The organism is Haloferax sp. AB510 (genome assembly GCF_024136985.1).
Taxonomy (GTDB): domain Archaea; phylum Halobacteriota; class Halobacteria; order Halobacteriales; family Haloferacaceae; genus Haloferax.
The window spans coordinates 1-14,371 of sequence record NZ_JAMYJY010000097.1 but is presented as its reverse complement, the minus strand read 5'-3'; the positions used below and the strand labels follow the sequence as shown (position 1 = coordinate 14,371).

General features: G+C 67.0%; 14 protein-coding genes and 1 pseudogene. 5 read left to right on the top strand and 10 right to left on the bottom strand.

Annotated features, from left to right (window positions below; genetic code table 11):
* The coding region (locus NKF06_RS16120; protein WP_253245988.1) for a CDP-archaeol synthase at window positions 1-154 on the bottom strand (154 nt) is incomplete at its 3' end.
* Window positions 155-280: 126 nt separating this feature from the next.
* Between NKF06_RS16120 and NKF06_RS16115 the strand changes: the two genes are divergently transcribed.
* Together NKF06_RS16115 and NKF06_RS16110 are read left to right on the top strand one after the other, a co-directional pair.
* A complete protein-coding gene (locus NKF06_RS16115) occupies window positions 281-1,120 on the top strand; it encodes a proline dehydrogenase family protein (protein ID WP_253245986.1) in 840 nt (279 codons plus the stop codon).
* 81 nt (window positions 1,121-1,201) lie between these two features.
* Complete coding sequence (locus NKF06_RS16110) at window positions 1,202-1,846, top strand: DUF502 domain-containing protein (protein ID WP_253245985.1); 645 nt, start codon at window positions 1,202-1,204, stop codon at window positions 1,844-1,846.
* Between the two features lie 81 nt (window positions 1,847-1,927).
* On the opposite strand, the gene NKF06_RS16105 is transcribed toward NKF06_RS16110, so the two are convergent.
* Window positions 1,928-2,866: a branched-chain amino acid transaminase gene (locus NKF06_RS16105; RefSeq protein ID WP_042663448.1), complete on the bottom strand. Its 939-nt coding sequence runs from the start codon at window positions 2,864-2,866 to the stop codon at window positions 1,928-1,930.
* Window positions 2,867-2,956: 90 nt separating this feature from the next.
* On the opposite strand from NKF06_RS16105, the gene NKF06_RS16100 reads away from it, so the two are divergent.
* Window positions 2,957-3,847: an NAD(P)-dependent oxidoreductase gene (locus tag NKF06_RS16100; protein WP_253245984.1), complete on the top strand. Its 891-nt coding sequence runs from the start codon at window positions 2,957-2,959 to the stop codon at window positions 3,845-3,847.
* A gap of 30 nt (window positions 3,848-3,877) precedes the next feature.
* Here the strand turns inward: NKF06_RS16100 and ribB are convergent.
* The 3 genes and pseudogenes from ribB to NKF06_RS21035 all read right to left on the bottom strand — a co-directional run bounded on the left by ribB (window position 3,878) and on the right by NKF06_RS21035 (window position 5,770).
* Window positions 3,878-4,566 (bottom strand): annotated as a pseudogene (ribB, locus tag NKF06_RS16095) (3,4-dihydroxy-2-butanone-4-phosphate synthase).
* The gene (locus tag NKF06_RS16090) at window positions 4,563-5,303 is read right to left on the bottom strand and encodes a DUF120 domain-containing protein (RefSeq protein WP_172795767.1); all 741 of its coding nucleotides are present in this window, start codon (window positions 5,301-5,303) and stop codon (window positions 4,563-4,565) included. The pseudogene ribB and the gene NKF06_RS16090 overlap by 4 nt, the downstream one beginning before the upstream one ends.
* Window positions 5,304-5,647: 344 nt before the next feature.
* Entirely contained in the window at window positions 5,648-5,770 is a 123-nt protein-coding gene (locus NKF06_RS21035) for a hypothetical protein (protein WP_004969035.1), read from the bottom strand.
* A 243-nt stretch (window positions 5,771-6,013) separates the two neighbouring features.
* Between NKF06_RS21035 and argS the strand changes: the two genes are divergently transcribed.
* The gene (gene argS / locus NKF06_RS16085; RefSeq protein ID WP_253245983.1) at window positions 6,014-7,777 is read left to right on the top strand and encodes an arginine--tRNA ligase; all 1,764 of its coding nucleotides are present in this window, start codon (window positions 6,014-6,016) and stop codon (window positions 7,775-7,777) included.
* Window positions 7,778-7,822: 45 nt separating this feature from the next.
* On the opposite strand, the gene NKF06_RS16080 is transcribed toward argS, so the two are convergent.
* Window positions 7,823-7,960 carry a hypothetical protein gene (locus tag NKF06_RS16080; protein WP_172795768.1) on the bottom strand — a complete coding sequence of 46 codons (138 nt, stop codon included), beginning with the start codon at window positions 7,958-7,960 and terminating at the stop codon, window positions 7,823-7,825.
* Window positions 7,961-7,999: 39 nt separating this feature from the next.
* Complete coding sequence (gene minD / locus NKF06_RS16075; protein ID WP_253245987.1) at window positions 8,000-9,817, bottom strand: cell division ATPase MinD; 1,818 nt, start codon at window positions 9,815-9,817, stop codon at window positions 8,000-8,002.
* 154 nt (window positions 9,818-9,971) lie between these two features.
* Here minD and prf1 point away from each other — a divergent pair, with 154 nt between their 5' ends.
* Window positions 9,972-11,216 carry a peptide chain release factor aRF-1 gene (gene prf1, locus NKF06_RS16070; RefSeq protein ID WP_004973628.1) on the top strand — a complete coding sequence of 415 codons (1,245 nt, stop codon included), beginning with the start codon at window positions 9,972-9,974 and terminating at the stop codon, window positions 11,214-11,216.
* Between the two features lie 59 nt (window positions 11,217-11,275).
* Here the strand turns inward: prf1 and NKF06_RS16065 are convergent, their stop codons facing one another.
* The 3 genes from NKF06_RS16065 to NKF06_RS16055 form a co-directional block, all read right to left on the bottom strand.
* Entirely contained in the window at window positions 11,276-11,659 is a 384-nt protein-coding gene (locus NKF06_RS16065) for a DUF6276 family protein (RefSeq protein WP_253245982.1), read from the bottom strand.
* An 87-nt stretch (window positions 11,660-11,746) separates the two neighbouring features.
* Window positions 11,747-12,436: a V-type ATP synthase subunit D gene (locus NKF06_RS16060; RefSeq protein ID WP_058826759.1), complete on the bottom strand. Its 690-nt coding sequence runs from the start codon at window positions 12,434-12,436 to the stop codon at window positions 11,747-11,749.
* 198 nt (window positions 12,437-12,634) lie between these two features.
* The coding region (locus NKF06_RS16055) for a bacterio-opsin activator domain-containing protein (RefSeq protein ID WP_253245981.1) at window positions 12,635-14,371 on the bottom strand (1,737 nt) is incomplete at its 5' end.

The window sequence follows — 14,371 nt, the reverse complement described above, 5'->3', positions numbered from 1 at the left end:
CGCGCCACGTCTTTCCGTCCCCGAGGACGCGCCGGCCGCCCCACGTGCGCCCGCCGTCGATGGGACGACCGCCGCCCGCGAGGACGGCGGCGTTGTTCGGCACGTACGCGGGCAGCATCGCCCAAAAGGCGGTGGCGACGAGAGAGACGACCATACCGACCCGTCGGCGGCGAGGAATGTAAGTTCCGACGGTTCGTCGCCGGGCGAGGCGCCGGAGTCGTTCGATTTCGCGTCCGAATCAATGATAACCCTCAATAGCTGAGGGTCGTAATCGTTCGTTATGATTCCGCCCATCGCGAGCAGGTTCGTCGCGGGAGAGTCCGCGGCGGGAGCGCTCGACCACGCCCGACGGATGAACGACGACGGCGTGGCGGTCATCCTCAACCTCCTCGGGGAGCACTACGACGAGCGCGCCCCCGCGGACGAGGACGCGGCGGCCTACGTCCGGCTCGTCGAGGACATCGCCTCGACCGGCATCGACGCCTGCGTGTCGGTCAAACCCTCACAAATCGGCCTCGACGCGGGCGACCACGTGTTCGAGGAGAACTACCGGCGCATCGCCGAGGCGGCCGACGAGCACGGCGTCTTCCTGTGGTGCGACATGGAGGACCACGAGACGACCGACGTGACCCTCGACGCCTTCGAGGAACTCGCCCGCGAGTTCGACGGCGGGATGGGACTGTGCGTGCAGGCGAACCTCAAGCGCACGCCCGACGACCTCGAACGCCTCGCCGACGTGCCGGGGAAGATTCGCCTCGTCAAGGGCGCGTACGACGAGCCCGCCGCGGTCGCCCACAAGCAGAAATCGGCGGTGAACGAGGCGTACAAGGAACTCCTCGCGTACCTGTTTCGGGAGTACGACGGCGGTATCGCCGTCGGGAGCCACGACCCCGAGATGATAACCTACGCCCGGGACCTCGGCGCGGAGTACGACCGCGACTACGAGGTGCAGATGCTCATGGGCGTGCGCGAGGACGCCCAGCGCGAACTCGCCGCCGACGGCGTCGAGGTGTGGCAGTACGCGCCCTACGGCGACAAGTGGTTCTCCTACTTCTACCGCCGGGTCCGCGAGCGCAAGGAAAACGCCCTGTTCGCGCTCCGGGCCGTCGTCGGCGTCTGAGCGAGCGCTGGAACGCGGCGCGTGTCTCTCGTCCCACACTAGAAATTCCCTTATGCCCGCGGGTTCACGTACCCGATATCAATGTCCTCGTGGAGACGCGACTTCGCCAGCGGCCTCGTGGTTCTCGTTCCGCTCATCGTCATCCTGTACATCCTCGCCTTCTTTTATAACGGAATCACGTCGATTCCGTACGTTGCGACAATTCTTTCCACCGACGGGACGGTGACGCCGCTTTCGGAGGCGCTCGGATTTATCATCTCCATTATTATTTTCCTGCTGTTAGTCCTCTCGGTCGGCTACCTGATGCGGACGACGGCCGGCCGCCTGCTCGAATCCGGCCTCGACGCCTCCATGAACAAGGTCCCGCTCGTTCGCGTCGTCTACAACGCTTCTAAGCTCGCGGTCGAAACCGCGCTCACCGGCACCGAAGACCTCCAGAAGCCGGTCCGTCTCGAAACGTGGCCGGGCATCCGAATGACCGCGTTCAAGACCGGGAAGAAGACCAAAGACGGCAAGGAGATCGTCTTCATGCCGACCGCGCCGAACATCACCACCGGGTTCGTGATGGAAGTCGACCCCGAAGACATCGAGGAGACCGGCGAGAAGGTCGAAGAGGCCCTCACGCGCGTCCTCTCGGCCGGATTCGCAGAACAGGACCACGTCGACGAGTTCGACATCGAAGTGACCGAAGAGTCCGGCGACGGGCGGGTCCCCAGCAACGAGTAAGGACTCGGCGGCGGTCGTCGCTATCGGGCCGTAGTGGTACAGTGACGTGAAAAGGGAGCTCGTTTTCGCGGGCGTCTACGGCTACTGCTCGTCGACGTAGGTGAACCACTCTTCGTGGTCGTCGGTGCGACGCTCCACGAGGTCGAAGAAGGCGGTCTGCAGCTCCTCCGTGACCGGGCCGCGGGTGCCCTCGCCGATGACGACGTTGTCGACCTTGCGGATGGGAGTCACTTCGGCGGCGCTGCCGGTGAAGAACAGCTCGTCGGCCGTGTTGAGTTCGCCGCGGCTGATAGTCGCGCTGTCGTCGACCTCGTAGCCGCGCTCGCGGGCGAGCGTGATGACGGTGTCGCGGGTGATGCCGTCGAGGATGCTCTGGGAGAGACCGGGGGTGTAAATCTTCCCGTCGCGGACCATGAAGATGTTCTCGCCGGGGCCCTCGGCGACGTTGCCCTCCTTGTTCAGGACGATGGCTTCGACGTAGCCGTTGCGGCGGGCTTCCTCGCCCGCGAGCATGGAGTTCACGTAGAGACCGGTCGTCTTCGCGTTCGTCGGAATCTGGCTGGAGGCGTGCTTGCGCCACGACGAGACCATCACGTCGACGCCGTTTTCGAGCGCGTCCTCGCCGAGGTAGGTGCCCCACGGCCACGCCGCGATGGCGACCTCGGTCGGGTTGTCCTTGGGGCTGACGCCGAGCGAGTCGTAGCCGTAGAACGCGATGGGACGGATGTAGCCGCCGTCGAGGTCGTTGCGCCGGATGACCTCCAGCGTCGCCTCGGTGAGTTCCTCGCGCGTGTAGGGAATCTCCATGTCGTAGGGCTTCGCGGACTGATAGAGCCGTTCGAGGTGCTCCTCCCAGCGGAAGATGGCCGGGCCGCGGTCGGTGTCGTAGGCCCGAACCCCCTCGAAGACGCCCGTCCCGTAGTGGAGACCGTGAGTGAGGACGTGCACCGTCGCGTCCTCCCAGTCCTTGTACTCTCCACTCTGCCAGATCGTCGAGACATCCATCTCTTCAAATCCCATGTAGTGGCCTTCGGCGGCCCCCCTCTAAAATCATGACGACCCGACCACCGCCGCCCCCGGCGTTTTGTTCGCGGGCCGCCATGTCGGGGTATGAGCCTCGAATCCGTCGCGGTCACGGGTGGGACCGGAAATATCGGACCGGCCGTCGTCGCCCACCTTCGCGCGAGCGGCTACACCGTCACGAACCTCTCACGGCACAGCGAGTCGTCGCTCGCGGACCACGACTACCGCGTGAGCGCGCTCGACCCGGGCGACCTCACGGCGGCGCTCAGCGACGTCGACGCCGACGCGGTCGTCCACCTCGGAACCATCTCGACGCCGACGAACGACCCCGGCCACCGCGTCTTCGAGAGCAACGTCCAATCGACCTACGTCGTCCTCGAAGTCGCCGCCGCGCTCGGCATCGACCGCGTGGTCGTCGCCTCCAGCATGAGCGCCATCGGCGGGAGCTTCGAACCCGACCCCGCTCGAATCGACTTCCTCCCGGTGGACGAGACTCACCGCGCGACGCCCTCGAACCCCTACGGCCTCGGGAAGTACGTCGCCGAGCAGACCGCCGCGGGGTTCGTCCGCCGCGACGACGCTCCCGAGACGGTCGCCAGCCTCCGATTCCCGTGGATGCCGAGCGAGGAGGAGGCGAGGCAAACGTTCGCCGAGGCCGACCGCTCGCTGTCGGGACTGCAGGACGCGGGGCACTTCCACACCGCGCGCAACACACTCTTTTCGTACCTCGGCAAAGAGGACGCCGCGCGGCTCGTCCGCCGGGCGCTCGAAGCCGACTTCGCGGGTCACGAGGTGTTCTGGGCCGCGGCCGCCGACACCTCGACGACCGTCGAGTCGGCGGCGCTCGCCCGCGAAGTCTACCCCGGCGCGGAGGTGAGAACGCCGCTTTCGGGCCACGAGGCGCTCGTCTCGACCGAGAAGGCGGAGCGGCTGCTCGACTGGGAGCCGACGTGGTCGTGGCGCGACGGGCGCGCGTGAGAAGGTGAATCGGGACGACCCCTCGCTCGCTCAGACGAGTTCGTCGATGAGGCCGTCGCCGTCGACGAAGGCGAAGCCGTGTCGGTCGGCGTAGTCGCGGGCGGCGTCCTTCGAGAGGGCCGCGCCGGTCTCGTCGTCGAGCATCTCGCAGACGACGACCGCGGGCGGGATACCAGCCTCGTCGGCCAAGGCGAGGCCGAGTTCGGTGTGGCCCTGCCGGTCCGAAAGCAGGTTCGGCGCGCCGCGGAGCAGGTGGACGTGGCCGGGCGCGCGGAACTCGCCGCCGAAGTCGTCGGCGTCGTACTCGCCGGCGCGGGCGCCTCGGCGACGGGCGCGAGTCGAGAGATGGTCATCGCGCGGTCGCGGTCGGTGATGCCCGTAAACGAGTCGCGATGGTTCACGGTGAACGAAAACGACGACCGCGAGTCGTACGCGAGGTCGTGCGACGACGCGGCCGGGTGGTCGAGCACGTCGTCCATAAACGGGAGGCCGAGGGACTCGGACACGTCGTTCGGGAGGGCGACGCAGACGAGGCCGCCGGCGTCGTTGCGCATCCGGGCCACGTCGGCGGGGCCGACCGCACCCGCGGGGTAGACGAGGTCAGTCTCGCCCTCGCGGTCGTCGAAGTCGTGGATGAGCACCGGCTCGCCGGCGCGGAAGGCGTCGAGAACGCGCGAGACGGCGTCGAAGTCGCCGGTGGATTCGGCAGTTCGGCTCATTCGTACGCCGCCTCCTCGACGCGGACCGTGACCGCGTCGCCGTCGTCGAGGTCGAGTTCGTCGCGGAGTTTGTCCGGCGCGATTATCTCCAGTTGCGACTCGTCGTGGTGGGTCCGCTCGGGGACGATGATGTGGACCGGCTCGTAGGATTCGTCGCCGACCGCGACGGAGGCGGCGTAACACGTCGCCGGGCCGAAGGTGCGCTCGTCGTCCTCCCAGCCGTCGATGGGGACCGCGTCGAGGGCGGTCATCCCGGCGCGGGCGCGGACCGCGTCGTCGTCGAGGCGGACGTTCAGCGTGCCGGGGAACGGCTCGTAGCCGAGTCGGTCTTTGAACTGTTCCATGTAGCCCGAAAGCGAGATGTAGTGGCGGCCCTCGCCCATTCCCCCGGTGACCTCGCCGTCGAAAACGACCACGGAAGGCGTCTCGAAGATTCGCCGGTAGTCGGCGTACTCCTTTCTGAGCGCGGACTCGCCCGCGTCGGTGATGGTTATCCACTGGCCGTCGGCGACGACCTCGCGGTCGATGAAGTCGGCCTCTTCGAGCCGCTGGAGGCGGCGCGAGGCCGTCTGGTTCGACACGTCGAGTCGGTTCGCGACGCCGGAACAGGAGAGCTTGACCGGGCCGGAGCGCCCGCCGTCGAGCGCGACGAGTTTGAGCGTAGCCAACTCGTCGTACCCGACCGCCGCGGCGACTGCCGATTCTGACATACTCCCGGCTTCGAACGCGCGCCTCATAAGCGTATCGTATGTGGAATGCGTTCCAAAAGTGAGATGGTTGGCGCGGAGGGAAGCGGCGGGGCGGGACCGCCGTGGATACGCGACAGTTCCAATCGCGGACGGGTAAGTCCGTCGGTCAGTCTATCGCGGTGAGAAGGGGTCGTTCCGGGGGAAGCGTAGTCGTACCGCGTGATTTGGGGGATCGGTGTCGACCGCCGAGGTCGGTGTGGGTGCGTGGATACGCGGGGAGTGCTGTGGGGGCAGTGGGGTGGGGGCGAGTGGGGTGGGGTGAGGTGGGGTGGCGGTGGGCGTGTGATTCCGCGAACTTCGGACCCGGCAAGGTCGACGGGCGAACAGCGACTTCAGAGGGAGGACGCTCTCCGCTCGGTGCTGACCTGTGAGATACCCGCGTTCGCCGAGCAACTGGGACACGCGTAGACGTTGCCGTCCTCGTCGCCGAAGACGCGGACGAAGTTGTTCGACACGAACGCATCGCAGTGGTTGCATTGACTCATGGGTGGGGTGGTGAGAGCGGCGGGTCGCCGCCCGTGATTTGAATGTCGTCCGCTTACGATATACCACTATTACCTAACTGGTAAGGTATTGGCACAGGTGGTGCTAAGACCACCCCGTAAACCGAGGGAAACGAACGTCCCCAACCAGCGGGACCCGCGGGTCGCTCGGGCGGTTCGGAAAGGCCTTTAGCCGCCTATCGAGAATCCGCGTACATGTTCAGACAGTTCCGTGAGGAGGTCGAGACGGCGCTCTCTGCGGCGCTCTCGTCGCTCGACCTGCCCACCGACGACCTCGGGGTCGAGGAACCGCCGGAGGACGTACCCGCGACGCTCGCCTCCAGCGTCGCCTTCCGACTCGCTGGGGTCGTCGGCGCGCCGCCGCCGAAAATCGCCGCCGACATCGCCGAGGAACTCTCCGTCGAGGGCTACGACTACCTCGCCGCGGTCGACACGCAGGGCCCGTACGTCAACTTCCACGTCTCCGACGCCTACTACGACGACACCCTCGACGCCGCCGCGGCCGACGAGGAGTACGGTCGCCTGCCCGCGACCGGCGACAGCGTCGTCGTCGAGCACACGAGCGCGAACCCGACCGGTCCGGTCCACGTCGGCCGCACCCGCAACCCGGTCATCGGCGACGCCGTCGCCAACCTGCTCGACTTCGCCGGCAACGACGTCGACCGCCACTACTACGTGAACGACGCCGGTCGCCAGATGGCTGTCTTCACGTGGGCCTACGAGACGTTCGACGAGGACGAACTCGACGGCGAACCCGCGCGCGAGCGCGTCGAGTACGACCTCGTCCGCTACTACCGCAAGGGCAACGCCTTCCTCGAGGAGGCCGACCCCGAGGAAGTCGAACAGGCCGAAGCCGAAATCACCGAGATTCTCCAGGGCATCGAGGAGGGCGACGAAGAGACGTACGCCCGCGTCGAGACCGTGGTCGACCAGGTGCTCGGCGGCATGCGCGAGTGTCTCGAACGCCTCCCCGCGGAGTTCGACGAGTTCGTCAAGGAGACGCGATTCATGTTCGACGGGAGCACCCGCGACCTCGCCGAGCGCCTCAAGGAGACCGACCACGCCGTCTACGAGGAAGACGCGTGGCAGCTCGAACTCGACGACTACGGCTTCGAGAAGAATCTCGTGTTCCTCCGGTCGGACGACACCTCGCTGTACACGACGCGCGACCTCGCCCACCACGAGTGGAAGTTCGACAACTACGACCGCGCCGTGACCGTCCTCGGCGAGGACCACAAACTCCAGTCCGGACAGCTCCGGGCCGCGCTCGACATCCTCGGCAACGACGTGGACAAACTGGAGAACGTCATCTATTCGTGGGTCAACCTCCCCGGCGGCGAGACGATGTCCACCCGAAAGGGGACGGGCGTCATGCTCGACGACCTCCTCGACGAGGCCATCGACCGCGCCCGCGACGAGGTCGAGACCCGCCTCGAAGGCCGCACCCGCGACGACGACCTCGGCGAGGCCGACATCGACCGCATCGCCCGGCAGGTCGGCATCGGCGCGGTCCGCTACGACATCGTCTCCAAACAGCCCACGAAGACCATCACCTTCGAGTGGGACCAGGCGCTCAACTTCGAGGCCCAGTCCGCGCCCTACATCCAGTACGTCCACGCGCGCTGTTGCGGCATCGCCAACGAGGCGGCCGCCGCCGGTCTCGACGCGAGCGAGGTCGACCCAACCGTGCTGACGACCGACGCCGAGCGCGACCTGCTGGCGACCATCGCGCGGTTCCCCGCGGTCGTCGAGGCCGCGGCCGATGACCTCGAACCCCACACCGTGGCGACGTTCGCCCGCGAACTCGCCGAGGTGTTCAACACCTTCTACCGCGAGTGCCCCGTGCTCGACGCCGACGAGGAGGTCGGCGCGGCCCGCCTCGCGCTCGTCGAAGCCTCGCGGAACGCGGTGGCGAACGCGCTCTCTATCGTGGGCGTGGAAGCGCCCGAGTCGATGTGACCGCGGGCTAAGCGAGTTCTTCGGCGACGGCTTTTTTCGAGCGATTCAGAAGAAAAGCGGGAGTGCCGCGGCCCCGGCGAGGAGCGACCCGCCGACCGAGAAGACGACGGCGGCACCGCTGCCGAGCGCGAGGACGAGAAACAACACTATCCACCAGAAGGGAACGGACTCAGAGTCTGCCATAGAGGGCTTTCCGCAGACGCGACTAAAAGGCCTTCCCGTTTAGCCGAGGAAGCGACTGAAGAACCCCTTTTTCTTCTCGTCGCGCTCGTCGTCGTCGAACGACTCGACCTCCTCGACGAGCGAAGTGGTGTAGACGCCCTCCTCGTCGCCGCCGGCTTCGGGCGATTCGTCGGCGTCGGCGTCAGCATCAGCATCAGTGTCGGCGGTGCTCGGCTCGGCCTCGGCGACGAGGGGTTCGTCCGCGCCGGGCGCGTCCGTCTCCTCGGCGTCGGGGTCGACGTCCGCAGAGACGGACTCCGCCGATTCGGAATCCTCAGCTTCGGACCCCTCAGTCACCGGGGCGACATCGTCCGTCCGTCCCTCGGGAGCCTCGACGGCGTCGTCGGACGGTGAACTGGGCGACAGGTCGCCGACCGACTCCTCTTCGACCGCCCCTTCAGCGAGCGGGTCCGCGTCCGTCGCACCGGCGTCGGCGTCGACATCCAGGGCGGCCTCGTCGGCGGTCGAGGTGCCGCGAGTGACCGCTTCGAGGTCCGCCGCCAGCGGGTCACTCTCCGGTTCCTCGTCGCCGAGCGGTTCGGGGTCGGCGACCATCGAGTCGTCGGACGTGTCGGCCGCCAGCGGGTCGGCCGGCGCGTCGTCATCACCGGCTTCGGCGGCGGCCTGACGAGCGTCTGGGGCTTCGACGACATCGTCGGGTTCGACGGCATCGTCACCGCGCATCGGGTCGGCGACTGCATCCGTTTCGACCGCCGGTTCGCCCGCATCGGGGTCGGCGGGGTCCGCGTCGGGTTCGGTGGCGTCGTCCGACGCCTCGACGGAGCCGCCGGAGAACGGAATCGACGCCTCAAGGTCGTCGTCCGGTTCGGGGGCGTCAATGGTCTCGGCCGCCGACTCCGGGTCCGTGTCAGTGGTCTCGGCTTCGGCGTCGGGTTCCGGTTCCGGCTCGGACTCCGCTTCGGGGGCTGTATCGACCTGAACGACCGACGTGTGCTCACTCTCCTCCGGCGTGTCCGTTTCGTCGTCGGCCGTGCCGTCGTCGCTGGCCACGTCGGAAGCTGATTCCGCGGTGGCCGCCGGTTCGGGTTCCGTGTCCGACTCGTCCGCGGTGGCCTCGGGCTCCGCCGAATCGACCGTATCGTCCGGAATCGGGACCGGCTTACCGGTGAGCGCTTCGGCGAGGGCGCGGTAGCCCGCGGCCGCGATACTGTCGGGCGAGCGGGCGACGACCGGAACCTGCGTGCTGAGCGCCTCGCGGATGGCCGGGTCCTCGGGGACGACGGCGATGACGCCAGCGTCGAGGAGCGAGGCGACCACGTCGGCGTTCGGGTTCGACTGGTTGACGCGCGTGAGGACGACGCCGACCACGTCAGCGCCGATGCGCTCGCCGAGCTGTCGGGTCTTTTCGGTGTCGCCGAGCGCCTCGCGCTCGGTCGTCGAGACCAAGACGACCTCGTCGGCGAGCTTCAGCGGGACGAAGGTGTCGTCACTCAGCCCCGCGCCGGTGTCGATGATGACGATATCGTAGCTCGCTTCGAGCGCCGAGACGACCGGTTCGAGCTCCTTCGCGTTCGCCGTCGCGAACGCTTCGAGGGCGTTCGAGCCGGGGAGCACTGAGAGTCCTACCGGTCCCTCGTAGACGGCCGCCTCGACCGCCGACTCGCCTGTCAATACGTCGTGAAGCGTCGCCCCATCCGGGTCGACGCCGAGCGCGCCGGCGAGATTCGGCATCCCGAGGTCACCGTCGACGACGACGACATCGTGACCGGCCATCGCGAGCGTCGTCCCGAGGTTGGCCGTGGTCGTCGTCTTTCCAACCCCGCCTTTCGCGCTGGCAACTGCGTACACCCGGGCCATAATTCCAACGTCGAAGTCCACCCGTGACAGCCACATAAATGTTCTCCGACCGCGCTCGTCTCGAAGTCGGGTCGTAGGGCGGCTCGTGCGGCGGGATACCGCGGAACGTGACCAGTCAAAGGTTACTTAGCCGCTGGAGGGACTAGGTGGAGTGATGAGTAGCGACGCCGAGGAGGCGAGCGAGGACCGCCGAAAGTACGAATTCAAGAAGGTCATCGAGGACCTGCGAGAGTACGAAGGGTCGGGAACGCAGCTCGTCACCATCTACATCCCCGAAGACAAGCAGATTTCCGACGTGGTCGAACACGTCATCACAGAGCACAGCGAAGCGTCTAACATCAAATCGAAGCAGACGCGAACGAACGTCCAAGACGCCCTGACGAGCATCAAGGACCGACTCCGGTACTACGACACCTTCCCACCGGACCGCGGTATCGTCATGTTCTCCGGTGCGGTCAACTCCGGCGGCGGCCAGACCGACATGGTCACGAAGGTGCTGGAGAGTCCCCCGGAGCCGATTCAGTCGTTCCGGTACCACTGCGACTCGAACTTCCTCACCGGACCGCTCGAGGACATGCTCATGGACAAGGGCCTGTTCGGCCTCATCGTCCTCGACCGCCGCGAGGCCAACGTCGGCTGGCTCAAGGGCAAGCGCGTCGAGCCGGTCAAGAGCGCCTCGTCGCTCGTCCCCGGGAAGCAGCGCAAAGGTGGCCAGTCCGCCCAGCGTTTCGCCCGCCTCCGCCTCGAAGCCATCGACAACTTCTATCAGGAGGTCGCCGGGATGGCCAACGACCTGTTCGTCCCCAAGCGACACGAGATGGACGGCATCCTCGTGGGCGGTCCCTCGCCGACGAAAGACGAGTTCCTCGACGGCGACTACCTCCACCACGAACTGCAGGACCTCGTCGTCGGGAAGTTCGACGTGGCCTACACCGACGAGTCCGGTCTCTACGACCTCGTCGACGCCGGACAGGACGCGCTGGCCGACCAAGAGGTCATCAAGGACAAAAAGCAGATGGAGGAGTTCTTCGAGAAGCTTCACCGCGGCAACGAGTCCACCTACGGGTTCGAAGCGACTCGGAAGAACCTCGTGATGGGGTCGGTCGACCGCCTTCTCATCTCCGAGGACCTCCGAAAGGACATCGCCATCTACGACTGCGACGGCCAAGAGGAGTACGAACTCGTCGACCACCGTCACAACACGCCCACCCACGAGTGCGAAGGCGGCTCGGAGGCCGAACTGAAAGAGCGCGAGGACGTCATCGAGTGGCTCATGGACCTCGCCGACCAGCGCGGCACCGAGACGAAGTTCATCAGCACGGACTTCGAGAAAGGCGAACAGCTCTACGACGCGTTCGGCGGTATCGCCGGCATCCTCCGGTACTCCACCGGCGTCTAAACGACTCCTCCTCGGCGTCTTCGCGCGCCACGGTGTCAGACAGCACGGAGCGGCGGCGCTCAGAGGAACGCGTCCAACTGCGCCTGCCGACGGGCGACATCGAAGTGAGGGTCGGCCGCCTCCCGCTGGAGCCGGTCGAGCGTGAGATGCACGTCGATTCCAGACCGTTCGGCGAACTCGACGCAGTCGACGATGCCGGCGCGGTTGAGCGCCAGCGAGTCGAGCATGCCGACGAGAAGCGCGACCGCAGCGCCCGCGTCGCCCTCGGGAAGCACGTCCGCGAACGGCCGCGAGTCGCCGTCGGTCGGCACCGTCTCCGTCGGATGAAGTCGGAGGCAGCCGGCGCACAACCCGACGGTCAGCGCCGCCTCGGGCGCGTGAGACGCTAGCGGTTCGGGCACTGCGAAGACGGCGAGTTCACCGTCGCAGTCGGGACAGGACATGAGAGTCTCTACGCGCCGAGACGGTGAAAAACGGTCGGAGACTCGACCGAGAAGAGAACGGAATCGAGAGAGAACAGATCAGTCGGGTCAGTCGGCCGTCGCCGCTTCCGCTTCGGCCGCCGCTTTCTCGGCGGCGCGCTCTTCCTTCTCTTCTTCTTCCTTCTTCGCCTTGATCTTCTTCAGACGGAAGATTTCCTCGCGTTCCTGTTCTTCGAGCTTCTGCTCGATGTACTCCTGGTTCTCGTAGAGCTCCGGCAGGAGCTTGAACTCGAGCGCGTTGACGCGGCGCTTCGTCGTCTCGATCTCTTCGAGCATCTTCTTCATCGCCGTCTCGACCTCCGCGGCGAGGATGATGGATTCGAGGAGTTGCTCGTAGGCGTCCGCGGCCTCGTCGATGCGGGCCGAGGAGCCGAGCAGGCCGTAGCCGCGCTGGTCGAGGCTCTTTTTCACGCGCGAGGACTCGATCTGCGGGACGACGACACCCATGATGTTCTTCGACTGCGTCGTGATTTCGGGGTACTCCTTCAGCGCGGCGGCCGCGCCGCGGACCGCCACGTCGCCCTCCATGGCGCGGGCCATGTTGATTTTGTTCTGCGCGCGCTCGTAGTCCTGATTGAGGTTGGCCCGCACGTCCTGGGCCTGGTCGAGGATGTCCATGAACTCCATGATGAGCCCGTCACGCTTCTGCTCGAGCGTGTCGTGGCCCCGCTCGGAGAGTTCGATGCGATCTTCGATCGCCATCAAGTTCTTGCGGGTCGGCTTGACGTCTTCGGCCATCGTTGGCGGGGGTTGTTCGCCTGGGGTGTTAATCTTTTACTGTCTGGCCGGCCAGACCGGCCGGAACCGGTCGTGACGGGAAGGCGTCACGTCTGTGGGTCGAGACCGCGATTCAGTTCGCGGGTCGTCACGGGCGCTGATGTCGGCGTCCCGGGGGCGGGAGACATCGAGCAGCTGTCAAAGATCCTGATATACCCGTTAGTACGGTTCTCCATCGAAAAATCGAGAGATGAGTTTTCGCTCCGCCGCGTGCAGGTGTTGGTGAAACGTCGCCCGCGAGACGCCCATCGTCTCCGCGAGTTCGTCGCCGGTGACGGCGTGGGGCCACTCGAAATACCCGCCGAGGTAGGCGAGTTGGAGGGCCGACTGCTGGCGGTCGGTGAGGTCGTCGTTGACGCTCGCGACGAACTCGCGGCGCGCCACCGGCGGTTCGGACCGGTTCGTGACGGAGCGGAGTTCGGCGTTCGCCGCGACCGTCTTGAAGTCGTCGAGGAGTGCCCGCCCCGCCACGCGGTCGGGGACGACGACCGTAAGCCGGCAGCCGAGGCGGTCTACTTCGAGGTCGACGAGTCGCCCCCCCGCGTCGGCGACGAGGTGGACGAGCGACCCGTCGGCGAAGGTGAGTTCGTAGAGTTCGGCGTCGTCACCGCGGGGGAGGACGTCGACGCTCCGAAGACCGTCGAGGTCGGTGTCGGCTTCCTCGAACTCCGTCGCGGGGTCCGTCGAGACGAACAGACTCACGGTCCCGTCGTCGTGTTGGGCCGAACCGCGGTACGAGAGTTCGCAGTTCCCCGCGGCGGCGAGTCGGACCAGCGGCTGCGTCTCGTCGCGCACCTCGAGTTCGAGTTCGAGCCGCTCGTCGGACAGCAGGGACCGCCGGCTCTCGAACGCGTCGATGGCCGCGCCGACCGCCCTGCCGAGCGTCCCGAACACCACCCGAACCTGGTCGTCGAGTTCCGCAGCATCGGTGTAGACCGTCAGGACGCCGTACAGCGTCCCGCTGTGGACTAGCGGGACCGCGATGACGGAGTCGAACGGGACGAGCGCCTCCGCGGAGACGTTCCCATCGCCGACGGTCGCCGACTGGACGGTCCGCGTCTCCGCGGCGCGGGCGGTGGGGTCGCTGGGGTCAGACCGGTCGATTTCGAGGCCGTCGAGGAATCCAGTGTCGGTTCCGGCCCGCTCGTTTGGGACGATGACCGCCGGTGCGAGGTCGCAGTGGCCGACCCACGCGCAGTCGAACGAGCCGGCGGCGGTGACTCGATCGCAGACGGCCGCTTCGAGCTCCTGTCTGCTCTCCGCGCGGACGAGCGCGCTCGTCACGTCCTCCAGCAGCCCCTCGATGTGCTCGACGAGCGTCTGGAGGCGCGCGCGCTCTTCGTCGACCCGCGCGGCGTACCGCTCGGCGGCCGCCTCCGCGCGCATGCGCTCTGTGATGTCGGTCTGGAAGCCGACGTAGTGTGTCACCTCGCCGTCCGGTCCGCTCAGTGGCGCGACATCGACCCGGTTCCAGAACGTCTCGCCGTTCGCGCGGTAGTTCAGCAGTTCGACCGACGCCGCCACCTCGGCCTCGATGGCGCGGCGGAGTTCGGCGACTCGCTCGGGGTCGGTGTTCGGTCCCTGAAGGTATCGGCAGTTCCGCCCCAGCGCCGCGTCGGCCGAGTAGCCGGTCATCGTCTCGAACGCCTCGTTGACGTAGACGAGGGGTCGGTCGGGCAGCGAGCAGTCGGCGACGGTGATGCCGACCGGAGCCTCGTCTATCGCCTGTTCTTTCAGGTCCTCCGTTATCTTGCTCGCGGCCGCCGCGCCGCGGCGACGCCACGCGACGACGCTTTCGACCCGCTCCGGAAGCCGCTCGAAGAGGTTCGAATCGACGACCGGGACCACGTCGGCCGCGCCGGCGTCGCGGGCGGCCGCCGCCGAGAGGTCACCGTC